The 22,047-nt window shown below is 69.0% G+C and carries 24 protein-coding genes; 12 read left to right on the forward strand and 12 right to left on the reverse strand.

The genetic code is table 11. The annotated features are described in order from the left end of the window. Nucleotides 1–2,670: a pitrilysin family protein gene (locus VNF92_08870; GenBank protein ID HVA57989.1), complete on the forward strand. Its 2,670-nt coding sequence runs from the start codon at nucleotides 1–3 to the stop codon at nucleotides 2,668–2,670. 10 nt (nucleotides 2,671–2,680) lie between these two features. Here VNF92_08870 and VNF92_08875 read toward each other — a convergent pair whose 3' ends face one another. After that, nucleotides 2,681–3,025: a DMT family protein gene (locus VNF92_08875; protein HVA57990.1), complete on the reverse strand. Its 345-nt coding sequence runs from the start codon at nucleotides 3,023–3,025 to the stop codon at nucleotides 2,681–2,683. 52 nt (nucleotides 3,026–3,077) lie between these two features. Beyond that, nucleotides 3,078–3,542, reverse strand: a complete 465-nt coding sequence (locus tag VNF92_08880; protein HVA57991.1) for a cyclic nucleotide-binding domain-containing protein — start codon at nucleotides 3,540–3,542, stop codon at nucleotides 3,078–3,080. A gap of 88 nt (nucleotides 3,543–3,630) precedes the next feature. On the opposite strand from VNF92_08880, the gene VNF92_08885 reads away from it, so the two are divergent. Beyond that, complete coding sequence (locus VNF92_08885) at nucleotides 3,631–4,158, forward strand: CDP-alcohol phosphatidyltransferase family protein (protein ID HVA57992.1); 528 nt, start codon at nucleotides 3,631–3,633, stop codon at nucleotides 4,156–4,158. Beyond that, entirely contained in the window at nucleotides 4,155–4,646 is a 492-nt protein-coding gene (locus VNF92_08890; protein ID HVA57993.1) for a hypothetical protein, read from the forward strand. The genes VNF92_08885 and VNF92_08890 overlap by 4 nt, the downstream gene beginning before the upstream one ends. Before the next feature lie 52 nt (nucleotides 4,647–4,698). Here VNF92_08890 and VNF92_08895 read toward each other — a convergent pair whose 3' ends face one another. Next, nucleotides 4,699–4,989 (reverse strand): hypothetical protein, encoded by a 291-nt coding sequence (locus VNF92_08895; protein ID HVA57994.1) that lies wholly within the window; start codon nucleotides 4,987–4,989, stop codon nucleotides 4,699–4,701. Between the two features lie 254 nt (nucleotides 4,990–5,243). On the opposite strand from VNF92_08895, the gene VNF92_08900 reads away from it, so the two are divergent. The 5 genes from VNF92_08900 (at nucleotide 5,244) to VNF92_08920 (ending at nucleotide 9,637) form a co-directional block, all read left to right on the forward strand. Continuing rightward, nucleotides 5,244–5,984 (forward strand): thioredoxin domain-containing protein, encoded by a 741-nt coding sequence (locus VNF92_08900; GenBank protein HVA57995.1) that lies wholly within the window; start codon nucleotides 5,244–5,246, stop codon nucleotides 5,982–5,984. Next, nucleotides 5,981–6,418, forward strand: a complete 438-nt coding sequence (locus VNF92_08905) for a vitamin K epoxide reductase family protein (GenBank protein HVA57996.1) — start codon at nucleotides 5,981–5,983, stop codon at nucleotides 6,416–6,418. The genes VNF92_08900 and VNF92_08905 overlap by 4 nt, the downstream gene beginning before the upstream one ends. An 80-nt stretch (nucleotides 6,419–6,498) precedes the next feature. Beyond that, on the forward strand, nucleotides 6,499–6,966 hold the full coding sequence (locus VNF92_08910; protein HVA57997.1) for a (2Fe-2S)-binding protein: 468 nt from the start codon (nucleotides 6,499–6,501) through the stop codon (nucleotides 6,964–6,966). Further along, complete coding sequence (locus tag VNF92_08915) at nucleotides 6,963–9,125, forward strand: xanthine dehydrogenase family protein molybdopterin-binding subunit (GenBank protein ID HVA57998.1); 2,163 nt, start codon at nucleotides 6,963–6,965, stop codon at nucleotides 9,123–9,125. Before VNF92_08910 ends, VNF92_08915 begins: the two co-directional genes overlap by 4 nt. Nucleotides 9,126–9,325: 200 nt before the next feature. Continuing rightward, complete coding sequence (locus VNF92_08920; GenBank protein ID HVA57999.1) at nucleotides 9,326–9,637, forward strand: GNAT family protein; 312 nt, start codon at nucleotides 9,326–9,328, stop codon at nucleotides 9,635–9,637. Nucleotides 9,638–9,673: 36 nt separating this feature from the next. On the opposite strand, the gene acs is transcribed toward VNF92_08920, so the two are convergent. Next, complete coding sequence (acs, locus tag VNF92_08925) at nucleotides 9,674–11,638, reverse strand: acetate--CoA ligase (protein ID HVA58000.1); 1,965 nt, start codon at nucleotides 11,636–11,638, stop codon at nucleotides 9,674–9,676. Between the two features lie 196 nt (nucleotides 11,639–11,834). Here acs and VNF92_08930 point away from each other — a divergent pair, with 196 nt between their 5' ends. The 4 genes from VNF92_08930 to VNF92_08945 are packed head-to-tail and all read left to right on the forward strand — an operon-like array spanning nucleotide 11,835 to nucleotide 15,228. Continuing rightward, a complete protein-coding gene (locus tag VNF92_08930; protein HVA58001.1) occupies nucleotides 11,835–12,635 on the forward strand; it encodes a uroporphyrinogen-III synthase in 801 nt (266 codons plus the stop codon). A gap of 39 nt (nucleotides 12,636–12,674) precedes the next feature. Then, complete coding sequence (gene hemC / locus VNF92_08935; protein HVA58002.1) at nucleotides 12,675–13,637, forward strand: hydroxymethylbilane synthase; 963 nt, start codon at nucleotides 12,675–12,677, stop codon at nucleotides 13,635–13,637. Between the two features lie 59 nt (nucleotides 13,638–13,696). Continuing rightward, entirely contained in the window at nucleotides 13,697–14,689 is a 993-nt protein-coding gene (gene hemB / locus VNF92_08940; GenBank protein ID HVA58003.1) for a porphobilinogen synthase, read from the forward strand. Beyond that, nucleotides 14,686–15,228: an inorganic diphosphatase gene (locus tag VNF92_08945; GenBank protein ID HVA58004.1), complete on the forward strand. Its 543-nt coding sequence runs from the start codon at nucleotides 14,686–14,688 to the stop codon at nucleotides 15,226–15,228. The genes hemB and VNF92_08945 overlap by 4 nt, the downstream gene beginning before the upstream one ends. Nucleotides 15,229–15,541: 313 nt before the next feature. Here the strand turns inward: VNF92_08945 and VNF92_08950 are convergent, their stop codons facing one another. From VNF92_08950 to VNF92_08985, 8 genes are all read right to left on the reverse strand, one after another. After that, nucleotides 15,542–16,141 (reverse strand): DUF1707 domain-containing protein, encoded by a 600-nt coding sequence (locus VNF92_08950; protein HVA58005.1) that lies wholly within the window; start codon nucleotides 16,139–16,141, stop codon nucleotides 15,542–15,544. 10 nt (nucleotides 16,142–16,151) lie between these two features. Beyond that, complete coding sequence (locus VNF92_08955) at nucleotides 16,152–16,838, reverse strand: aquaporin (GenBank protein HVA58006.1); 687 nt, start codon at nucleotides 16,836–16,838, stop codon at nucleotides 16,152–16,154. 94 nt (nucleotides 16,839–16,932) lie between these two features. Then, on the reverse strand, nucleotides 16,933–18,177 hold the full coding sequence (gene fabF / locus VNF92_08960; protein HVA58007.1) for a beta-ketoacyl-ACP synthase II: 1,245 nt from the start codon (nucleotides 18,175–18,177) through the stop codon (nucleotides 16,933–16,935). A 20-nt stretch (nucleotides 18,178–18,197) separates the two neighbouring features. Continuing rightward, entirely contained in the window at nucleotides 18,198–18,725 is a 528-nt protein-coding gene (locus tag VNF92_08965; GenBank protein HVA58008.1) for an SRPBCC family protein, read from the reverse strand. Next, complete coding sequence (locus VNF92_08970; protein HVA58009.1) at nucleotides 18,722–19,426, reverse strand: methyltransferase domain-containing protein; 705 nt, start codon at nucleotides 19,424–19,426, stop codon at nucleotides 18,722–18,724. The genes VNF92_08965 and VNF92_08970 overlap by 4 nt, the downstream gene beginning before the upstream one ends. Then, on the reverse strand, nucleotides 19,426–19,902 hold the full coding sequence (locus tag VNF92_08975) for a flavin reductase family protein (protein ID HVA58010.1): 477 nt from the start codon (nucleotides 19,900–19,902) through the stop codon (nucleotides 19,426–19,428). Before VNF92_08975 ends, VNF92_08970 begins: the two co-directional genes overlap by 1 nt. Then, entirely contained in the window at nucleotides 19,899–21,158 is a 1,260-nt protein-coding gene (locus VNF92_08980; protein HVA58011.1) for a geranylgeranyl reductase family protein, read from the reverse strand. The genes VNF92_08975 and VNF92_08980 overlap by 4 nt, the downstream gene beginning before the upstream one ends. Then, nucleotides 21,155–21,949: a DUF92 domain-containing protein gene (locus VNF92_08985; protein HVA58012.1), complete on the reverse strand. Its 795-nt coding sequence runs from the start codon at nucleotides 21,947–21,949 to the stop codon at nucleotides 21,155–21,157. The genes VNF92_08980 and VNF92_08985 overlap by 4 nt, the downstream gene beginning before the upstream one ends. Nucleotides 21,950–22,047: the final 98 nt, after the last annotated feature.

Consider the following 22,047-nt stretch of genomic DNA (forward strand, 5'->3'; position numbering starts at 1 on the left):
GTGCCGCGGCGCGCCGGGTCGTCACGCGCCGGCTATCATTCGCAGATCATGACCGAACTCCTCGATCCGGCCACCGTGCGCCGCTGCGTCCTTGCCAACGGCCTCACCGTACTCGTCCGCCGCGACCCGTCGGCACCGGTGGCGGCCATCGTCACCCACGTCAGAGCGGGATACTTCGACGAGACCGACGACGTCGTCGGTATCGCCCACGTGCTGGAGCACATGTTCTTCAAGGGCACGCCCCGCCGGGGCGTGGGCGAGATCGCCAAGCAGACCAAGGCCGTGGGCGGCTACCTCAACGCCGGGACGATCTACGACCACACCGTGTATTACACGGTGGTGCGCGCCTCCGGGTTCAGCGAGGCACTCGACATCCAGGCCGACGCTTATAACAATTCATTAATAGACCCCGGCGAGTTGGGACGCGAACTGGAGGTCATCATCCAGGAGGCCAAGCGCAAGGCCGACAACCCGGGCGCCGTGGCCACCGAGACGCTGTACGAGATGCTCTTCGACCGCCATCGCATGCGGCGCTGGCGCATCGGGCGCGAGGACGGCCTGCGCCGACTCACGCGCGATGACGTGGTTGGGTTCTACCGGAACTTCTATCGTCCCGGCACGACCATTCTCAGCGTCGTCGGCGACGTCGACCCCGACCGGGCGCTGCGCGAGATCGAGGCGCGGTACGGCGGCGCGCCGGCCGGCGCGCCGTTGCGCACGCCCGGGCCCGTCGAAACCGGATTGCCCGACTTCCGATACCGCGAACTGAGCGGCGACATCGCGCAGGCCCAGCTCGCGTTCGGGTGGCGCACGGTGCCCCCGCTCCACGCCGATACGCCGGCCCTGGAATTGCTGGCCGCGATTCTCGGTCAGGGGCGCGCATCGCGGCTCTACCGCGCCGTGCGCGAACGTCAGCTCGCCTCGTCGGTGAGTGCCTACGACTACGCCCCGACCGAGGTCGGCGTGTTCGTGGTACACGCCGAAGGGCAGCCCGGCACCCTCGTCGAGGCCGCGCGCGCCGCATGGAGCGCGGTGCTGGGCGTCCGCGAGCACGGCGTGTCCGACGCCGAGGTGGAGCGCGCGCAGCGCATCTTCGAGGCGCGGTTCATCCGTCGTCTGGAGGACATGGAAGGGCAGGCGAACCACCTGGCCGAATGGGAATCGCTTGGCGGCTGGCGGCTGGGCGACGCGTTCTACGACCGGCTGATGGCGTGCACCGCGGCCGACGTGGCGCGCGTCGCGCGGACGTATCTCGATCCGTCCGGGGCCGGCGTCCTCGCCTACCGCCCCGCGTCGTCGCCGGTCGTGGTCCGCGACGCGGCTGCCATGCGCGAGATGCTCGACGCAGTGCAGCCGGCCATTCCTTCTGCCCGGTCGATGCCCGCCGTGGGCGGCCCCGTGGCGGCGCGGACCGGGGCTGCGTTCGTGCGGGAGGAGGCGGGGGTGCGTGTGTATCGTACGGCGCGCGGCGTCCCCGTGCTCGTGCGCCGCAAGGCCGGCTCGCCGATGGCGCATATGGGGGTGTTCGTCGATGGCGGGGCGATCGCGGAAACGGACGCCACGGCGGGCCTCACCGCGCTCATGACGCGTACGGCGCTCAAGGGTACGCGCTCACGATCGGCCGAGGAGATCGCCGAGTTGGGCGAGTCGCTGGGCGGGAGCGTGAATGCGGCCGTGGGCGGCGAGAGTTTCGGGTGGTCCATTTCGGTACCGGCGCGGCACTATGCCGAAGCCATGGTCCTGCTGGCCGACGTGACCCAGCACGCCACGGTGCCCGATGCGGCGCTGGAGACGGAGCGGGCCACCGCGCTGTCCGAGGCGATCGCGATGCGCGACGACATGTACGGGTACCCGATGCAGATGGCGTTGCGCGCGGCGTATCCGTCGCATCCGTACGGCCGGCCGACCGGAGGCACCGAGGCGTCACTGCGGGCGATCACCGTCGACGCCGTGCGCGCCTGGCACGCGTCGCGCGTGCGGCAATCGGCGGCGGTGGTCGGGGTGGTCGGTGATGCGGACCCCGACGCCCTGGCCGACACCGCCGCCCGCGCATTTGGAGAACTGGAATACGCACCGGGGCCGACGGTGGGCGCACCGACGTGGCCGGCGGTCGTCGAAACGGCTGTCGAGGCGCGCGACAAGGCGCAGACCGCGCTGCTCATGCTCTTTCCCGGCCCTTCCCGATTGGATGACGACCGCTATGCGGCCGGACTGGTGGCGGGCATCGCCAGCGGCCTGGGCGGGCGCTTCTTCGATGAACTGCGCGAGAAGCAGTCGCTGGCCTACACCGTGCACGCGTTCGCCGCCGAGCGGCGGCTGGCCGGCGCCTTCGGGGCCTACATCGCCATGTCTCCCGAGCGCGAAGAGGTGGCACGTGCCGGCCTGCTCGCGGAGTTCGCCAAGCTTGTCGAGACGCCGGTGACGGCGGAGGAATTGGCGCATGCGCAGACGTACGCGCTGGGCGTGCACGACATCCGGCTGCAGCGCGGTGGGGCCGTGTTGAGCGACGTGATCGGGGCTTGGCTCGACGGCCGCCTGGCCGAGCTGGACGAATTCGAGGCTCGCGTGCGAGCCGTGACCGCCCGGAGCATCCAGGCACTGGCGCGGCGCTACTTCGATCCGGCGCGCCGCGTGGAAGGCATCGTGCGCGGCGTCGGCAAGACGGTGTAGCAGCACCGCGTCACGCGGCGCGGAACATGAAATACGCAGCGCCCACCATGCAGAGACCGGCCCACAAGAAGTCCAGGCGCGGTGGCTGCTTCATGTAGAAGATGGCGAACGGCACGAACACCGACAGCGTCACCATCTCCTGGATCATCTTCAGCTGGCCGAGGGTGAGCGTCTGGTAGCCGATGCGGTTGGCCGGCACCTGGAACATGTATTCGAAGAACGCGATCGACCAGCTGATGACCGCGGCTACGTACCACTTACGGTCGGACAGGTTCCGCAGGTGGGCGTACCAGGCGAACGTCATGAACGTGTTGGACAGGATCAGCAGACCGACGGTCTTGAAGACGATTGACATGCCGTGGGTATTCCTCGTGGGGGTAGCCGACCGCGCACGCCATGGCGCGCACTCAGAACATCGACATCGCGAGGAACGACCGGAGCGAGTCGTTGGTCTGGCGCAGGCGCGTCGAGAGCAGGCGCACCACCGCCCACAGGACCTTGTAGGCCAGCTCGCGATTGAAGTCCATCAACATCTCGAAGTCGGGGCGGTTGATCGTGAGCGCCGTGGTGCCGCCGTTGGAGATGGCGTGCGTGGAGCGCTCGCTCCGGTCGAATACCGCCATCTCGCCGAACACGGCGCCCGCCTTGAGGATGGCGAGGGCCTCCTCTCCGCTGCCCGGGACGTCGCGGCTGATTCGCACCTCGCCGTCGGTGATCAGGTACAGCCGGTTCCCTGCTTCGCCTTCGTGGAAGATGTACTCCCCGGAGACGAATGTCTCCTCCTTGCACAACTCGGCGATGGCCGAGAGTTCGGCAGTGTCGAGATCTCTGAAGATCGCCACGTGACGTAGGAGCGCGACCACATCCGGCATCCGGACCTCGGGAAAGTGGGCGGGAATGGCAAGGTAGGTTGCGCCGAACGCAGTGGCAAGCGAAGGCGAGGCTCCTTAGCTTAGGGCCATGCACGCGCGGCGGGGCCTGCGACATGTACCCAACTGGATCTCCCTGTCCCGGCTCGTGATGGCGGGCGCGTTCGTGGGCAGCGATGCGACGGAGACTCGCATCACGCTGATCGGTCTCGCGGCTGCCACCGACTTCCTGGATGGCTACATCGCCCGCCGCGCGCAGGTGACCAGCCGGTGGGGCGCGCTACTCGACCCGATTGCCGACCGCGTGTTCGTGCTCACCGCGGTGTCGACCTTCCTGTTCACCGGCGCCATCGGCACCCTGGGCTACTTCGTGATCATCTTCCGCGATCTGATGACCGCGGTGGGGTTCCTGGTGGCGCGCATCATTCCCTGGCTGCGCCCGGTGGAATTCCGCGCGCGGCCCCTGGGCAAGCTGGTGACCGTGCTGCAACTGGGCACGTTCGCGGCGATCATCCTGCGACCGGCCTGGGTCACGCCGTTGCTCGCTGGGGTGTTCGCGGCGTCGGTGTGGGCGGTCGTGGACTACACGCTCGCGCTCTGGCGCGCGCGCGTGCAGTGACCGGGCTGCGGATCGCGGCGCGTGCCGTCTGGTTGGCGCTGGCGTTGCTCGCGCTGCCCCGCGAGCGCCTGCTGGCGCAGGCGATCCCATCGCAGCCCGAGATCCGGGCCGACCTGCTCGGGCCGTCCCCGTACACGGTCCAGCTCGGCGGCGGCGTGAATCTCGGCGCCGGCTACTACCAACGCGTGGAACTCGACGGTGCGATAGGTGCGCGCCGTCGCGGATCCGGCCTGGTCGGGACGGCGCGGGCCGATGCGCTCCTGCGCCTGCTACTCGACCCGTTCGGGCAGGAGCGCTGGGGCCTGTCGCTGGCCGGCGGCGTCAGTCTGCGCGACGAGGCCGGCGACAAGGTCCGGCCGTATCTTGCCGGAGCGGTGGAACTCGAAGGGCCGATCACCCATGGGGTACGCGTCGCGTACCAACTGGGACTCGGCGGCGGGGTGCGGTTGGGCGTCGTGATCCGGCGCACCCGCACCACCTGGCGATGACCTATAGCTGACGGCTCGGAATCCGCCGTCGACCGTCAGCGGTGAACCACTGCTAGGCCGCGTTCGCGGCCCCGGCTTCTTCGGTGGCCGGTCTGGTCTTGGGCGGCAGCGCGAACCGCTCGCCGAGCGTCTTCAGTTGCTCGACATCGGCCTCCGCCAACTCGGGGTACCGATCGGCCATGTACTTCATGGTCTCCGAGAACCACTCCTGCCGGTGCTCCGGGGCGGAACCGATCACGCCACAGCGGATGATATGCTGGAACAGCTCGTCGCGGGCTTCCTCAAAGGGATTGGGCGCCGCGGGCGCCGAAAGGCCGCTCCGTCGATTATTGCTCTTAGCCATTTAACCTGATGAAGGGTATGGGTAGCGAACCAAACACTCTAAATCTAATGAAGGGGGCAGGGGTGTGCAGACCCGTCCCTTCACGCTTTCTACGCGCGCCGGGGCGGGAGCGTTCGAGCCGCCCGACGGGGCCTAACCCGCCGGCCCGCGGTTGCTTGCGTGGGGTGCGCGGCCCGGTCTAGGTTTGGCAAGACGCCCCGTATGTGCAGCGCGCGAGGCATGACCGGCCCACCCAACAAGGACGACGAGACGACATGGCGAAGCAGCGAGCGAGCGGCGGCAAGCAGCCGAACCCGGTGAAACGGAGCAAGACTTCGCCCGCGACACGCGGATTCTACATCCTGCTCGGCGTGATTGCGGTGGTAGGCATCGCCGCGCTCTCCTATCTCGCCGCGAAGCCCAAGGCCGGAGCATCCCAGTGGGACAGCACTCTGCCCAAACTGACCGCGATGGGGCACGTCGAGGGAAGCGACAGCGCCCAGCTCGAGGTCATCGAGTTCGCCGATTTCGAGTGCCCGATCTGCAGCCAGTTCGCCACGCTCACGGAACCCGACATCCGGACGCACCTGATCGACTCAGGGGTGGTGCGCATTCGATACATGGACTTTCCCCTGCCGATGCACGCCAACACCTGGAACGCGCACCGGGCCGCCTGGTGCGCCGGCGACCAGGGCAAGTTCTGGCAGATGCACGACGCCATCTATCGGTATCAGGACAGCTGGAACACCGAGGCCACCGACAACCCCGACAAAGTGCTCGCGGGAATCGCCAAGGGAATCGGCCTCGACATGAATCAGTACACGACGTGCATCAACGCCAAGAAGTATCAGGCGCAACTCCAGGCCAATGAGCTCGAGGCGGAACGCCGCCACATCGACGCCACACCCACGTTCGTGTTCGGGAACACCGTCGTCGCCAACTACCTGACGTACGACCAGTTCAAGGCGCAGGTGGACCAAGCATTGGCCGCGAAGAAGGCCGCCGAGAAGAAATGACCCGACGTATGGTGCTGGCCGTGCTCGCGCTGTTCGGCGTGCTCCTGGCCACGTATCTGACCCTCCACCATTTGGGGATCATCGGCACGCTCGCCTGTGGAACGGGTGCGTGCGAGCTGGTCCAGTCCAGTCGCTGGGCACGGGTGCTCGGCATCCACGTAGCCGTGTGGGGCCTGGTGTACTACGCGGCCCTGTTCGTCGTGGCTTTCGCCGGCACTCAGGAGCGTCTGTCCGACGACCGACGCATTTCGCTGATCCTGCTCGGCCTCACGGGCTGGGGTGCGCTGTTCACGGCCTGGCTCATCTACGTCGAGTTGTTTCGCATTCACGCCATCTGCCGGTGGTGCATGGGCTCGGCGGCGATTGTGGCCGCCCTGTTCGTCGTCGCCCTGCTTGACTATCGCGCGCAAGCGACCACAGTAGTTCGCGAATAGCGGTCCCGGCGCGCGCTCGGCGCGCCGGTGTTTGGTTCTCGTTGACGTCGTCGCGCGGCGGCGTCCCTGGAGTGCATGCCATGCCTTCCTTCGTGCTCACCGTGAACGGCGCCAAGCAGACGGTGTCGGCAGAGGCCGACGCTCCGTTGCTCTGGGTGCTGCGCGACCAACTGCAGATGACCGGCACCAAGTTCGGGTGCGGCGTGGGTGCCTGTTGCGCCTGCGCCGTGCACGTCGACGGCGACTTTGCGCGGTCGTGCCAGTGGACCGTGGCCGACGCGGCGGGCCACCGGATCACGACCATCGAGGCGCTCTCGGCCTCGCCCATCGGACACCGCCTGCAGCAGGCCTGGATCGACGAGCAGGTGCCGCAGTGCGGGTACTGTCAGTCGGGGCAACTGATGGCGGCGGCGGCGCTGCTCACGTCCACCCCGCATCCGACGGATGCCGACATCGACAACGGCATGAGCGACAACATCTGTCGCTGCGCCACGTACCTACGCATCCGCCGCGCCATCCACCGCGCGGCCGGGGAGGGGGCGAAATGAAGAACAGGACGATCAGTCGCCGCCAATTCGTGGCCGTCTCGGCCGGCACCGGCGCGGCACTCGTGCTCGGCTTCAGCACGCTCGACGCGCTGACCGCCAAGGTGGCCCCGGGCGAACCGGGCCCCGGTGGTTGGACGCCGAACCTCTGGCTCAGCGTCGATCCCGATGGCACGGTCACGCTCCAGTCCGCCAAGTCGGAGATGGGGCAGGGCGTGTGGACGGCCATGCCGATGATCGTGGCCGAGGAACTCGACGCCGATTGGAGCAAGGTGCGCGTCGAACGCGCCCCCACCAACGGCAAGTACAACACCGGTACCGGCGGCAGCACGAGCACCCGCACCTCGTACATGCCGCTCCGGAAAGCGGGTGCCACCGCGCGCGCCATGCTGGTGGCGGCCGCGGCCGCCAGATGGGGCGTGCCCGCATCGGAATGCACGACAAACGCGAGCGTGGTGACCCACGGCCCGTCCAAGCGCAGCGCCACGTACGGTGACCTGGCCTCGCTGGCCGCCGGGCAGCCCCTTCCCACGGGCGACGTGCCGCTCAAGGATCCGGCCGATTTCCGGATCATCGGCAAGTCCACACCGCGGCTCGACATTCCGGCCAAGGTAGACGGCACGATACAGTTCGGGATCGACGTGGGGGTGAAGAACATGCTCGTGGCGGCTGTGGCTCGCTGTCCGGTGTTCGGCGGCTCGCTCAAAAGCGTGGACGACGCCAAGGCGCGCGCCATGGACGGCGTTCGCCAGGTCGTGAAGCTCGACGCCGTCGAACGCATGCTGCCGGCGCGGGTGGCGGTGCTGGCCGATACGACCTGGACGGCCATGAAGGCGCGTGACGCGCTGGCCATCACCTGGGATCCGGGGCCGAATGCGCACTACTCCACCGCCGCCGCCAACGCCGAGTACCATGCCCGGCTCAACGACGCCGCCGACGTCACGGGCACCAAGGGCGCGGTGCGGGCTGCCGGTGCCGGCGAGCAGCTGGTCGAGGCGGTGTACGAATTCCCGCTGCTCGCGCACGCATGCATGGAGCCCATGAACTGCACCGCCGACGTGCGCGCCGACGGCGTGGAGATCTGGGCTCCGTCGCAATCGCCCGACAGCATCCGGACCGGTGTGGCGCAGTTCCTCAAGGTGTCGCCCGATTCGGTGATCGTGCACTGCACCTTCCTCGGCGGCGGATTCGGCCGCCGCTCGCAGACCGACTATGCCATCGAGGCGGTGGAACTCTCGAAGGCGGCTGGGCGGCCGGTCAAGGTGATCTGGTCGCGCGAGGAGGACATCCAGCACGACTTCTACCGGGTGGACGGCATCCAGCGTATGCGCGCGGTGATCGACGCCCAGGGCAACCTCGTGAGTTGGGAGGACCGCGTGGTCGGTCCGTCGCTCGAGGCGTACGCGTTTCCGGGACGGGCAGGCGGCCGCCATTTCGACTCGGCCAAAGCGCCGCCCTACGCCATTGCCAACTACAAGTTGGAGATGGTGCTCGTGTCGAGCCCGGTGCCGATCTGGTTCTGGCGCTCGGTGGCCAATTCGCAGGATGGATACTGCATGGAAGCCTTCATGGACGAATGCGCGCACGCGGCGCGCAAGGACCCGGTGCAGTACCGCCTGGCGATGCTCCAGGAGAATCCGCGGGCGGCGCACGTGGTGCAGCTGGCGGCCGACAAGGCCGGGTGGGGCACGCCGCTGCCCAAGGGCCGTGGACGCGGATTCGCGTTCTACGACTACGATGGCACGCTGGTGGCGCAGGTCGTCGAGGCCGAGGTGCCGGCGAATGGCAAGGTGAAGGTGACGCGCGTGGTGTGCGCGTTCGATTGCGGCCAGTTGATCAACCCCGACACCGTGGTCGCACAGGTGGAGAGCGCCGTGGGGTGGGCGCTGAGCGCCGCGGTATACGGCGAGATCACGGTGAAGGACGGCGCCGTGCAGCAGAGCAATTTCACCGACTACAAAGTGGCGCGCATGAACGAGATGCCGCCGGTGGAGGTGTATCTGGTGGAGAATCACGAGTTGCCCACCGGCGTGGGCGAACCGGGCGTGCCTCCATTTGCGCCGGCCCTCCTCAGCGCGATCTTCGCGGCGACGGGTGTGCGCGTGCGGAAACTGCCGATCAAGGACGCGTTGAACGGGAACGCGACGACTTCGACGCAGTAAGACGACAGGGCGGGAGGGCGGTAAGGCCGATGACCGTGTGTCTCGGCCTACCCTCCTGCGTTCCCACTCACCTACCCTCCCCTCGTACTCTCGGTCGATGCACGTCGCTCCTGTCACTCTCCGCGGCATGCACGTGCGCCTGGAGCCCATGACCATGGACCACCTCGACGCGCTGTGCGCCGTGGGGCTCGCCCCTGAACGTGAGGATCGGTTGGACGTCGGTGGGACTCCCCTGGCTGCGCACGGCGGTGAACACGGAGGCGAAGTATCTGATGATGCGCCACGCCTTCGAGACCCTGGGGTGCCTCCGGGTGGAATTCAAGACGGACGTGCTGAACGAACGCTCCCGCCGGGCCATCCTGCGACTCGGCGCCAAGCAGGAAGGAATTCTGAGAAGTCATATGGTGGTGCAGGGCGGGCGCATCCGCGACTCGGTGTACGACAGCGTGATCGCCGAGGAGTGGCCGGATGTCAGGGGGCGATTGGAGCGGATGTTGGGGGCAGGAGGGTAAGAGGCGGTACTCGCCTGCCGGAATGGCCGGGGATTGTCAACTCTCCGTCGCCTCGTACTGTTCCTTGAGCTTGGCCACCACGGCCGGATCCGCCAAAGTCGTCGTATCGCCGAGCGCCCGTCCTTCGGCGATGTCGCGCAACAGCCGGCGCATGATCTTCCCCGATCGCGTCTTGGGCAGATCCGCCGAGAACAGCACGTCGTCGGGCTTGGCGATGGCCCCGATCTTCTCGCCCACGAACTCGCGCAGCTCGTCGTGCAGCGCCGGTGATGGCTTGAATCCCTCGCGTAGCGTCACGAACGCGGCCAGCGCCTGCCCCTTCATCTCGTGCGCCTTGCCGACGACGGCGGCCTCCGCCACCGCGGGATGCTCGACGAGCGCCGACTCCACCTCCATGGTCCCGATGCGGTGGCCTGCCACGTTGAGCACATCGTCCACGCGGCCGAGGATCACGTAGTACCCCTCGGCGTCGAGCTTCACGCCGTCGCCCGGAAAGTACAGATCGGGGCGCCCCGGCCACTTGGAGAAATATGTATTCACATATCGTTCGTCGTCGCCCCAGATGGTGCGGAGCATCGACGGCCAAGGGTAGGTGAGCGCCAGCAGCCCGCCGCCCAGCGGCAGCTGCTTGCCGGCGGCGTCGAGCAAGGCGGCGGCGTACCCGGGGAGCGGCTGGGTGGCGCTCCCGGGCTGCGTGGCAGTGATGCCGGGCAGCGGCGAGATCACGATGGCGCCGGTCTCGGTCTGCCACCACGTGTCCACGATCGGACAGCGCTCGCCGCCGATCACCCTGTGATACCACATCCACGCTTCGGGATTGATCGGCTCGCCCACCGACCCCAGCAAGCGCAGCTGCGACAGATCGTGCTTGGCCGGGTGCTGCGCGCCCCATTTCATGAACGCGCGGATCGCGGTGGGAGCCGTGTACAGGATGGTGACGCCGTACTTCTCGCAGATCTCCCAGAAGCGGTCCTTCTCGGGCCAATCCGGCGCCCCTTCGTACATCACGCACGTCGCGCCATTGGAGAGCGGGCCGTAGGTAAGATACGAGTGTCCCGTGACCCAGCCCACGTCGGCGGTGCACCAGAAGACGTCCTCCTCCTTCAGATCGAATACTTCCCGGGTCGTCGTCGTGCACCCCACCAGGTAGCCGCCCGTCGTGTGCACGATGCCCTTGGGCTTCCCCGTGGTGCCCGACGTGTAGAGGATGTACAACACGTCCTCGGCGTCCATCGCTTCGGGCTCGCACCACTGGCTGGCCGGGCGCATGAGCCGGTGCCACCAGTGGTCGCGCCCCTCCTTCATGTCGGCGAACGCCTCATCGCCGCCGGCGCCCGGGCGCCGTTGCACCACGATCACGTTCTGGATCGACGGCGTCTCCTCGAGCGCCTTGTCGCAGTTGCGCTTGAGCGGCACGACCGCGCCGCGACGATAGCCGCCGTCGGCGGTGATCAGCACCTTGCACTGGGCGTCGTTGATCCGGTCGCGTAGCGACTCGGGCGAGAAGCCCCCGAACACCACCGAGTGCGGCGCGCCGATCCGCGCACAGGCGAGCATCGAGATCACCGCCTCGGGAATCATCGGCAGGTAGATCGCCACGCGGTCGCCGCGTTTGACGCCGAGTGACCGCAAGACGTTGGCGAACTTGTTGACCTCCACGTAGAGATCCCAGTACGTGAGGGTGCGCCGGTCGCCGGGCTCGCCCTCCCAGACCAGGGCGGCCTTGTTGCGGCGCGCGCCACGCACGTGGCGGTCCACGCAGTTCACCGATGCATTCAGCTTGCCGCCCTGGAACCATTTGGCGTGCGGAGGCTTCCACTCGAGCACGCTGTCGAACGGCTCGATCCACTCCAGCGCCCGCGCTTCCTGTGCCCAGTACGCCGGGATGTCCTGCGCCGCCTTGTCGTAGATCGCCGGGTCGGACACAACGGCCGTTGCTCTGAACGAGGCCGGTGGGGGGAATTTTCGGTGTTCTTGAAGCAGGGTGTCGATGTCTGACATGAGAAGGGCCGAAAGGAGAAACGACGGCGGTGCGTACGGCGCGGGGGAATGGAGCGGGCAAGCGGAAGAACAGTGGATACTGCGAATTGGGCGGGGCGGGGGCAAGGTTCGAGGCGGCGAGGCGGGCGTGCCGCCGCTCGAGCGGCGGGCTATCTTCCAGATCGGCGCTGAGATCGCAACGACCCAGGATTGCCGCATGACGAACCCCGCAAGCCGGCGCACCAACGCATCCGGATCGCAGGTGCTCTCGGGCACTCGCGTGGTCGTCACGCGCGCCGCCAATCAGGCCGCCGCGCTGAGCCGTCCGCTCGCCGCACTGGGGGCCGAGGTGGTCGAGATGCCGGCCACACGCGTGGAGTTGCTTGACCCCACTCCCGCGATGGCCGCGATCGCCCACCTCGCCGATTACCACTGGCTGGTGTTCACCAGCCAGAATGCCGTCCGCTGCTTCTGGCAGCTACTGGGGCAGGCCGGCCGAGGGCTCGACGCCCTCGCCCGCCTCCGCGTGGCCGCCGTGGGACCGTCCACCGCGGCGGCGCTGGAAGCGCTTGGCGTGCCGGTGGCGGTGACCCCGACCCGGTTCGTGGCCGAGGGGTTGCTCGAAGCCCTGCGTGACCGCGACGACGTGCGCGGGACGCGCGTGCTCTACCTCGTGGCGCGCGGAGCGCGGGAGGTGCTGCCCGTGGGGTTGCGCGAGTTGGGCGCAACGGTGGATGTGGTGCCGCTTTACCGCTCGGTACCGGACGTCGAGGGAGCGGCGGCGCTCCGCGAGCGGTTGCTCGGCGGGCAGATCGACGTCGTGACCTTCACCGCGGGCTCGTCGGCCAGCGCCTTCGTGCACGCCGTCGGCGCCGACGCCGCGGCCCGTGCCGCCATCGCGACGATCGGCCCCGCCACGTCGGCCGTTGTCCGCGAATTGGGACTGGAGGTGCGCGCAGAAGCGGACCCGTCCACGCTCGACGGACTCGTCCAGGCCGTGGTGGCCGTCGTGCGTTAGACGGGGCTACATTGCAGCACACCCCTGAACGATGATTTCATGACCTCTGATAATCCGATCCGCATCGCCACCCGCTCGTCGGATCTGGCCCTGTACCAGGCGAATCTGGTCAAGGCGATGCTCGAGGCCCGCGGCCACGCCGCCGAGTTGGTGACCTTCAAGACGGTCGGGGACAAGAAGCTCGACGAGCCGCTCAGCGCCATCGGCGCCAAGGGGCTGTTCACCAAGGAACTGGAGCACGCGCTGGGCCGTGGCAAAGTGGACTGCTGCGTGCACTCCCTCAAAGACCTCCCTACTGAATCGCCCGACGGACTGGCCGTCGGCGCCGTGCTGGCGCGCGAGGATCCGCGGGACGTGCTCGTGATCAGCGACGTGATCGAGGCCGAATCGCTCGACGAACTGCCGCGCGGGTCGCGTGTCGGAACGTCCAGCCTGCGGCGCCGCGCGCAACTGGCGGCGCGGCGCAAGGACCTGGATATCGTCGAGCTTCGCGGCAACGTGCCGACCCGCGTCAAGAAGGTTGACACCGGCGTGGTCCACGCCGCCATTCTCGCCGCTGCCGGATTGCACCGCCTGGGCGTATCGCAGCGCATCACGGCCACACTCGATGCGCCGGACTGGCTGCCGGCCCCGGGCCAGGGCGCCATCGCCATCCAGATTCGCGGGGACGACGCGCGCATGCGCGAGACCACCGCGGCGCTCAACGACGCCCGCACGATGACCGACGTGCGAGCCGAGCGCGCGTTCCTGGGTGCGCTCGAAGGCGGATGCCAGGTGCCGATCGGCGCGCTGGTCATGCCGCGCGATGGCGGCTATGTCCTGCACGGACTGATTGCCGATCTCGAAGGCGTGCGGATCGTGCGCGGCGAGATCGCGCTCGACGAACGCGATCCGGAGTTGAGCGGTGTGCGGCTGGCCAACCAACTGCGCGGTCAGGGCGCCACGGAGATCCTCGCAGGGCTGCGGCGCGCACAGCATATCCCATCGCCACAACCGGAGTAGATTCCACGCTGGACGCCTCCGGCGGGGAATCCGCCCGGGCCAGCACGCAGGGTCGCCATATGCCAGGATTTCCCGACTATCGTCCGCGGCGGCTGCGCCGCACCGCCGCGCTCCGCCGTCTCGTGCGCGAGACGCACCTCTCGGCGTCGCAGTTCGTGCTGCCGATGTTCGCCCGTCCGGGTAAGCAGACCCGCGTGCCGATCGCATCCATGCCCGGCGTGTTCCAGTTGTCGGTGGACGAACTGGTGCGCGACGCTGCCACCGCAGCCAAGGCCGGCGTGGGCGGCGTGCTCCTGTTCGGCATTCCCGAGCACAAGGACGCCACCGGCACCAGCGCCTGGGACGAGCACGGGCCGGTGCAGGAAGCCGTGCGCGCCCTCAAACGCGAACTGCCCGATCTCGTCGTGATCACCGACGTGTGCATGTGCGAATACACCGACCACGGCCACTGCGGGGTGATCACCAACGGCGAGGTGGACAACGACGCCACCCTCGATCTGCTGGCGCGCGAGGCCGTGTCGCACGCCCGGGCCGGCGCCGACATCGTAGCGCCGAGCGACATGATGGATGGTCGCGTGGCCGCCATCCGCGGCGCGCTCGACGACGCGGGCTTCGCGCACACGCCGATTCTCAGCTACGCCGCCAAGTTCGCCGGTCCGTTCTACGGGCCGTTTCGCGACGCCGCCGAATCTGCGCCGCAGTTCGGCGACCGCCGCGGCTATCAGATGGACGCCGCCAACGCCGACGAGGCGTTGCGGGAGGTCGAACTCGACATCGCCGAGGGCGCCGATCTCGTGATGGTGAAGCCGGCTGGCCCGTTCCTCGACATCATCCGGCGGGTGAAGGACGCCACCGGCTATCCACTCGCCGCGTACCAGGTGAGCGGCGAGTTCAGCATGATCAAGGCGGCGGCCGAGCGCGGGTGGATCGACGGGGAGGGCGCGATGATGGACTCACTGCTCGGCATCCGTCGTGCGGGCGCCGACATCCTGATCACGTACTTCGCCGTCGAGGCGGCGCAGGTGCTGGCGCGCCGAGGCCTCGCGCCATGATGAACCTGTGGCGCGACCTGCCGCCCGGGGCCAATCCGCCGGAAGCCGTGACGGCGGTGATCGAGATTCCGCAGGGCAGCCGCAACAAGTACGAACTGGACAAGTCCACGGGGCTCATCAAGCTCGACCGTGTGCTCTATTCGGCGGTGCACTATCCGGCAGAGTACGGGTTCATCCCCCGCACGCTGCACGACGACGGCGATCCAATGGACGTGCTCGTGCTGCTGAAGGAAGAGACCTTTCCGGGCTGCATCATCGACGTGCGGCCAATCGGCGTGCTGCACATGGTCGACAGGGGCGAACCGGACGACAAGATCCTCGCCGTACCGCTGCACGATCCGTACTCACAGGATTCCTTCGACATCGCCGACATTCCGCAGCATATGCTGAGGGAAGTGGCGCAGTTCTTCGTGAGCTACAAGGAACTGGAAGGCAAGAAGGTCGAGATCGTGGGGTGGGGAAAGAGCGAAGAGGCGATGCGGCTGATCGTACGGTCAATCGCGCAGTACGACGATGCGTACCTGACCGTCGGGCCGTGACGCGCTGACCAGATCGTGAAGGCCTGCGTGCGCCCGGGCCGCGGTGACCGGCGGCTCGGTTACAACCTCGTCGTGGGCGGGGCGGGCCTGGCCGCCCTCGGCGTCGTCGCCACCGTGTCGCACCTGCCCGGCACTCTTTCGCCACGGGCTCGCGTGCTCGGTGGGGCTCACGCTCTTTCCGGCCGCTCTCGACACGCTGGCCTGGATTGCGGGGCTTTTCCGTTGATTGAAGTAGGAGGGTAGGAGGGACAATGGCGAACACCGTGGTCGTCCACTCTCCTCCCCGCCCACTCTCCTACCCTCCTGATCAAGTTCACGCATCCCGCTCGCGCGTGCGCACCGACACGTCTGACATCAGCGCCCATCCGGTGATACGCAGCACCGGTGCGCCGGCTGGCGGCACCCCGCCCTCGGAGCGGCTCCGATGGCTCACCGACGCCAGGATCGGCGTCGTCTCGGTGACCACATGCACGTGGGGTGGCACGGTGATCCGCACCGCCGCGAAGGTCGCCTTGACGCAGATCTCCGTGACGCCGGCCGACAGTTGCGCCTCGTGCAGGTCGAGATGGGTGTCCGACATCACCGCCACGAGGTCCAGCTCCTGGGGCGGAATCCACACGCCGCGGCGCACCCGGCTGCTGAGCAGCGAGAGCATGCGCGTGCGGACCCGCTGCGACGGCGCCGGCGCGGGCCGCAGCGCCGGTGGGCCGCGGGTTGCATCGAGATCCGGCAGGTCCGAGGCCAACGCGCGAATCTCGGCCACCGAGTCCGCGCGGTACACCAACTCGAGGCGTGTTTCGAGTTCCTCGATCGACAGATTGTCGCTGGCGAACTGCCGCGACAGCAGCGTCACCACGCGCTCCCGCTCGCGCTCCAGTGCCTGCACCGAGCCGGGCTGACCAGGGCTCGTCATCGTCGCGCGGTCAGGCCGCCGCCGCAGGGTCGTCGCGCAGGAACACCCAGTCGTAGATCAGCCCGGCCGCCACGCCGCCCAGGATGGGACCGATCCAGTAGATGAGATGTCCTTCGAACACGCCGCTCACCAGCGCCGGCCCGAATGCCCGTGCCGGATTCATCGACGCCCCCGTGAGCGGGCCGATGGCGAGCACGTCGGCGCACACCGTGAGGCCGACGGCGAAGCCTCCCACCTTCGGGGCCTTGGGATCGACGACGGTGCCGAACACGACGAACACGAGGAAGAAGGTCGCGATCGCTTCGAATCCAATGGCGTGCAGCGTACTCACGTTCCCCGCCACCCACTCACCGCCCAGCCGGGCAGCCTGGGCCACGGTGGCGGGGAACAGCGCCTTGAGGGCGAGGGCGGCCACGACCGCACCCGCGCACTGCGACACGATGTAGACGGCCGTGGCGGGAAGGCTCAGCCGCCGGGTGACGGCGAAGCCGATCGTGACCGCCGGATTGAGGTGCCCCGATACGCGCATCGTCGCCGACACGAGCAGGGCCATGGTGAGTCCGTAGGCGATCGCCACGTCGATGAGCGGCACGGCGGCATTCGCCACGTAGCCGTTCATGATGGTCGCACCGCCGATGAACACGAGCGCGAACGTCCCGATGAACTCGGCCACGATGGGCCGCTTGAGATCCTGCATGCTGCGAAGCTCCGGCAAGGAGAAAGAGACACCGTCCGTCGCTGACAACGCTACGCGCCGCGGCGCGTAGCGTCCAGCGTCCAGCCCCGCGCCGTCAATCGGCCCGTCGCAGGACGATCGCAGCGTTGATCCCGCCGAATCCGAACGAATTGCTCAGCGCACAGTCGGCGCGCGCCGTGCGCCCCTCGTTGGGGATGTAGTCGAGGTCGCATCCTTCGTCGGGCGACTCGAGATTGAGGGTGGGTGGCAGCCATCCGCGCTGTACGGCGAGCGCGGCAATCGCGATCTCGATCGCCCCCGAGGCGCCGAGGGCGTGGCCATAGTACGCCTTGGTGCTGCTCACCTGCAGGCGGGCGGCGTGGTCGCCGAACACCTGTTTGATGGCCGATGTCTCGACGGGATCATTGAGGGGCGTGGAACTGCCGTGCGCATTCACGTAGGCCACCTCATGCGGCGCCACGTGCCCTTGGGCGAGCGCCAGGCGCATGGACCGTGCGGCCTGTGATCCATCGGGGCGCGGCGCCGTCATGTGGTGGGCGTCGTTGGAAAAGCCGAATCCCAGCACCTCGGCGTACACGGGCGCGCCGCGGGCGATGGCGCGCGATCGCTCCTCGAGCACCAGGACGCACGCGCCCTCACCCATCACGAACCCATCGCGCCCCCGGTCGAACGGACGCGACGCGCGTGCCGGATCGTCGTTCCGGGTGGACATCGCGCGGATAATGGCGAACGCGCCAAAGCACAACGGCGCCAGCGGGGCCTCGGAGGCGCCGGCAAACATCACGTCCGCTTCGTCGTCGCGAATGGCGCGGAACGCCTGGCCGATGGCGATCGTGCCCGATGCACAGCTCATGGCGTTGGTGCTGTTGGGGCCCTGGACCCCGAGATCGATCGCGATATTGCAGCTCGATGCGCCGCCGAACACCGTGAGGGCGAGCGACGGATCCACGGCCCTGATCCCCTCCTGCATGGCCACGCGCACCTGCTGCTCGGCGAAGGCCACGCCTCCCAGCGCCGAGCCCATCATGGCGCCGATCCGCTCCCGGTTCTCTGCAGGGAGGTCGAGCCGCGCGTCGCCAGCGGCCAGCCGCGCCGCGGCCACGGAGAAGTGGCCGAACCGATCGAGCCGCCGCGCCCGGCGGTGCTCGATGAAGTCGTCGGCGTGGAAGTCGTCGATCTCGGCCGCGTTCTGGCTGTGGAACATCCCGGGGTCGAACCGCGTGATCGTGCGCACGGCGCTCTGCTGGCGCAGCAGCCCGGCCCAGAGCCCCTCGTGCGTGATGCCGATGGGCGTGATGGGTCCGATACCCGTGATGACGACCCGCCTGGCTTCGGTCATGCCGCGCTCCCGTTGGACATTCAGGCCGATCGCTCGGCCACGCGGGCCAGGCCGGCCAACGTGCGCGACGCGATGCCGTGCACGAACACAGGCCCGATCACCCGGCAGGCCGCGAACTCACCAATCACCGGCCAGGCCGGGCCGTTCCACAAATGCACGATCGTCACCGTGGTGCCGCCGTCCCTCACGCGAAAAGCCCACAGTACTTCCATCCCCCGCGTGACCCCCCGGATGTGGCGGAAACGGATCCATGGCGGCGCGCTCGTACCGGGCGACACCTGCATTTCCGACGTCCAGCGGGTGGGCCAATCGAACACCCCGAACGGTCGCACGGCTTCCATGATCACCACACCGCCACCGTCGGCGGCGCGCTCCACGAAGGACACCCGGCGATAGTGCGCGAGCAGTTCGGGCCAGCGCGCGACGTCGCGTGCCAACGCGAAGATCACGCCCAGCGGGGCCGTCACGTGCCGTTGATCCACCGTCATCATCCGCGCGGCGGGCGGCATGGGCCCGAGATCGAACGGATCGCGCACGCGATCGATCATGGGGCGGATCCTGGCACGCTCCAGCGCGCGGTGAGCCGGTATCCGGGGTGCCGCCGGACGGCGGGCGCCCGTCCCGTTGCGTCGCACACCAGCGCGGCCAACTCGGCCGCGGTGAATCCGCGCAGCACCGACGCAACGCCATCGTGCCGCGTGATGGGGTGGAACCCCAGCGGAAAACTCGCCAGCCAGAATCCACCTGCGGCCACCCAACTGCGCCTCAGGTCACTCACGATCACCGCGCGGCGGGCCACGCGATGCAATTCGCGGATCAGCCGCACGCCGTCGTGGTGCTCGAAGTGGTGGAGCAGTTGCGAACAGGTCACGATGTCAACACTGTGCGTGGCGAACGAAAGGGCAAGCGCATCGCCGCACGCGCAGTGGATCAGCGAGGGCCGTGCGGCGCCGATGAGCGACTCGGAAGCGTCGCAGCCGAACGTGGTGAGCCGCACGCCGCGCCGTTCGGCCAGGCGTCGGGCCCGCCGCGGCAGGTCGCCCAGCCCGGTACCAACGTCGAGCAGGGTGGCGTCCGCGCCGCCGGCCGGGAGCACCCGCGCCAGCTCACGCAGCAGTGCGCGCGCACCCCCGAACAGCGTGTTGGAGCGCACCACGTCGCGCAGCGAGCGTTCGCGCACCGCCGCCGGGACGGCGGGGTCGTCGAGATATTCAAATCCCCGGCGTCGCGCCGGAGCGGGGAACGGCATCAGCGCTCCAACTGCGCATAGCCGCCGCGATAGTAGAGCAGGGGGCGGTCGGGCCGGACGCCGGCGCGATCCACCTCGCACACGATCACGGTGTGGTCGCCGGCCGGATGGCGCTCGCGGACTCGGCATTCCAGGTGCGCCAGCGCGTCCTCGAACAGCACCACCCCGGTCTCGCCGCGCGCGTACCCCAGTCCGTCGAACCGGTCGGACTCCAGCTCGGCAAACCGCCGGGATAGCGCCTCCTGCGCTGAGGCAAGAATGCTAATGCCAACGTGCTCCAGGGTCATCAGCAGGCCGTGCATCTTGGCCGCGCGATCCACGCAGGCGAGCACGAGCGGCGGATCGAGGCTCACCGAACAGAAGGCGCTCACGGTCATGCCGTGGTCGCGGCCGCCGGCATCGCGCGTCGTGAGAATGGTGACGCCCGACGCGAACCGGCCGAGGACGGCGCGGAACATATCCTGATCGATGGTCATGCGGGGCCGGCCGCGCGCGCGGCGGGAAGAGGGCGGGCGAATAGGGTGAGTAGAAACGAGGGGCGCATGACCCGGCGCGGCGGCACGAAATCGCCGGCCACGCCCACCAGCAGGTCGGCCATGTCGGGGTGGGCCTCGCAGCAGCGGGCCGCCCGGTTGATCAGCGGCGCCTTGGCGATCACGACGGCGATCACCCGCTCCACCACCCACTTGCCGCCGAACTCCCGCCGCCGGGCCCGGTGGTAGGCGGCCAGCGCCGCGTCGGCCGCGCCAGTGGTCGTGGCGTCGAGCGCGGCCCGCGCGTGGAGGGCCGCCAGCTCCCCGCCACGCAGCGCCGTGTAGATCCCCTCGCCGGTGAACGGGTCGAAGAAATCGGCCGCGTCGCCCACCAGCAGCGCTCCCGGTGCCCACGACCGCCGGGCGTGCGACGCGAACGGACCGACGGCGCGCACCGCCTCCACGCGCCGTGCCCCGGCGAACCGCGGCGCGAGTTGTGGCTGCCGCGCCAACCACCCCTCGAAGAACGCCGCCGGATCGGCCGCGATCGCGCGGCCCGCCGCCTGCGGGAATACAGCTGACACGTTCACCAGCCCGCCGCCTACGTCGGCCAACCCAACGTAGCCGTCGCGCGCCACGTGCATCTCGCCGAACTCGGTGATGCCTTCCACGTCTCGGAAGTGCGCCACGAGCGCAAGACGCCGCGGCCACGGCCATCGCCGAGCCAGCCCGAGCCGTTGCGCGACCACCGAATTGAGCCCGTCGGCACCGACCACCAGCCGGGCGTACAGTGTGCGACGCTGACCACCCGCGCCGAGCACCACCACGCCGGCTACCCGGCCTCTCCGGTCGCGGGCCAGATCGACCACCCGCACCCCCTCATGAACCTCGGCGCCCGCCCGCCGCGCCGCGTCGAGCAGGATCGGGTCCAGCACCTCGCGGGGCAGGGACAGTCCGCGGTCACGAAACGCGCGGAAGCCGTGCCGGGCCAGGAATCGGCCGCGAATGCACGCCCCGTTGGGCGCCCGCACGATCATCCCGGCCAACTGCGCGGCGCCGCCGCCTTCCACCGCGTCGAGTACCCCCATCTCGGACAGCACGCGCGACGCCTGCGGACTGAGATATTCGGCGCACGGCTTGGGACGGGGGAACCGCGCGCGGTCGAGCACTGCCACCCGCGCCCCGCTGCGCGCCAGTCCATATGCCGTACTGGCGCCGGCGGGGCCTCCGCCAACGACGATGACATCGATGCCGCTCACAGGCGTCCCACGACCAGGACGGCCACGGCGCCGCCGGCCAGCGCGCAGATCACGTTCACCCCGTCGTTGTCCAGCCAGGGGAGTCCGCCCACCACCCGTGTCGGGGCGCCACAGACGTGGACGCGGCGCTCCGTCTCCTTGCCGCACCGGTCGCACCACCGTCGCTGCTGGACGAGCGCGCCCAGCAGCGAGTCGGCCAGCGAGCCGACAATCCCACCGGCGAGCGCGGCACCGGCCGCCTGCCAAGGCCAGCGCAGGAGCACGGCTGTCATCTCGACAAAGGCGGCTCCGAGGACGCCGCCGAACAGCCCGAGCAGGGTGACCCCTCCCGACGCTCCGGGGGATACGGGCTGCAGCGTCACGATCGACCGCGGTGGCCGTGGGGCGAGCATTCCGATTTCGGTGGACCAAGTGTCGGAGGTGGCAGCGGCCAGCGCGCCCCCGCCAAACGCCTGCCAGGTGAGGGATGGCACGGCTGCGAATCCTACCGCGGCGAGCGCGAACAACGCGCCGTTGGCCAGCACTTGTACCGCGTCGCGTTGGTCGCCCTTGCCGAGCATCCCGGCCGATGCCGCCACCTTTGTCTGCCGCCCGACGCGCGAGAGCAGTGACGAGGTAAGGAAGAAAGCGATGAGCATCGCGCCCCAGTCCCATCCGGCCGCCACCGCGGCGGTGCCCACGAGGGTCGCCGCCACGCCTCCAGACGTCGACAGCAGGCGCGCGCGCCGAGCCAGCGTCGCGATCGCCACCGCGACGACGAGCCCGCTCACGAGTCGAGGAATTCCTGGCATGTTGGCGCAAGAGGATGGTGACGGCACGCACACGTGGCGAGTCGCAATCTGGATGTCCCACTGGGGCGCGGGCAAGCGCATAGATTGAAGGACGGCGC

It is taken from the genome of Gemmatimonadaceae bacterium (assembly GCA_035533015.1).
Lineage (GTDB): Bacteria > Gemmatimonadota > Gemmatimonadetes > Gemmatimonadales > Gemmatimonadaceae > JAGWRI01.

Excerpts from the sequence above, each read along its gene's own strand:
- fabF (HVA58007.1), bottom strand. The coding sequence starts at position 18,177 with ATGACCGAAGCCAGGCGGGTCGTCATCACGGGTATCGGACCCATCACG.
- hemB (HVA58003.1), top strand. The coding sequence starts at position 13,697 with ATGCCAGGATTTCCCGACTATCGTCCGCGGCGGCTGCGCCGCACCGCC.
- hemC (HVA58002.1), top strand. The coding sequence starts at position 12,675 with ATGACCTCTGATAATCCGATCCGCATCGCCACCCGCTCGTCGGATCTG.
- VNF92_08885 (HVA57992.1), top strand. The coding sequence starts at position 3,631 with ATGCACGCGCGGCGGGGCCTGCGACATGTACCCAACTGGATCTCCCTG.
- VNF92_08875 (HVA57990.1), bottom strand. The coding sequence starts at position 3,025 with ATGTCAATCGTCTTCAAGACCGTCGGTCTGCTGATCCTGTCCAACACG.
- VNF92_08910 (HVA57997.1), top strand. The coding sequence starts at position 6,499 with ATGCCTTCCTTCGTGCTCACCGTGAACGGCGCCAAGCAGACGGTGTCG.
- VNF92_08880 (HVA57991.1), bottom strand. The coding sequence starts at position 3,542 with ATGCCGGATGTGGTCGCGCTCCTACGTCACGTGGCGATCTTCAGAGAT.
- VNF92_08975 (HVA58010.1), bottom strand. The coding sequence starts at position 19,902 with ATGACCATCGATCAGGATATGTTCCGCGCCGTCCTCGGCCGGTTCGCG.
- VNF92_08965 (HVA58008.1), bottom strand. The coding sequence starts at position 18,725 with ATGATCGATCGCGTGCGCGATCCGTTCGATCTCGGGCCCATGCCGCCC.
- VNF92_08915 (HVA57998.1), top strand. The coding sequence starts at position 6,963 with ATGAAGAACAGGACGATCAGTCGCCGCCAATTCGTGGCCGTCTCGGCC.
- VNF92_08950 (HVA58005.1), bottom strand. The coding sequence starts at position 16,141 with ATGACGAGCCCTGGTCAGCCCGGCTCGGTGCAGGCACTGGAGCGCGAG.
- VNF92_08930 (HVA58001.1), top strand. The coding sequence starts at position 11,835 with ATGACGAACCCCGCAAGCCGGCGCACCAACGCATCCGGATCGCAGGTG.
- VNF92_08985 (HVA58012.1), bottom strand. The coding sequence starts at position 21,949 with ATGCCAGGAATTCCTCGACTCGTGAGCGGGCTCGTCGTCGCGGTGGCG.
- acs (HVA58000.1), bottom strand. The coding sequence starts at position 11,638 with ATGTCAGACATCGACACCCTGCTTCAAGAACACCGAAAATTCCCCCCA.
- VNF92_08905 (HVA57996.1), top strand. The coding sequence starts at position 5,981 with ATGACCCGACGTATGGTGCTGGCCGTGCTCGCGCTGTTCGGCGTGCTC.
- VNF92_08955 (HVA58006.1), bottom strand. The coding sequence starts at position 16,838 with ATGCAGGATCTCAAGCGGCCCATCGTGGCCGAGTTCATCGGGACGTTC.
- VNF92_08970 (HVA58009.1), bottom strand. The coding sequence starts at position 19,426 with ATGCCGTTCCCCGCTCCGGCGCGACGCCGGGGATTTGAATATCTCGAC.
- VNF92_08895 (HVA57994.1), bottom strand. The coding sequence starts at position 4,989 with ATGGCTAAGAGCAATAATCGACGGAGCGGCCTTTCGGCGCCCGCGGCG.
- VNF92_08900 (HVA57995.1), top strand. The coding sequence starts at position 5,244 with ATGGCGAAGCAGCGAGCGAGCGGCGGCAAGCAGCCGAACCCGGTGAAA.
- VNF92_08945 (HVA58004.1), top strand. The coding sequence starts at position 14,686 with ATGATGAACCTGTGGCGCGACCTGCCGCCCGGGGCCAATCCGCCGGAA.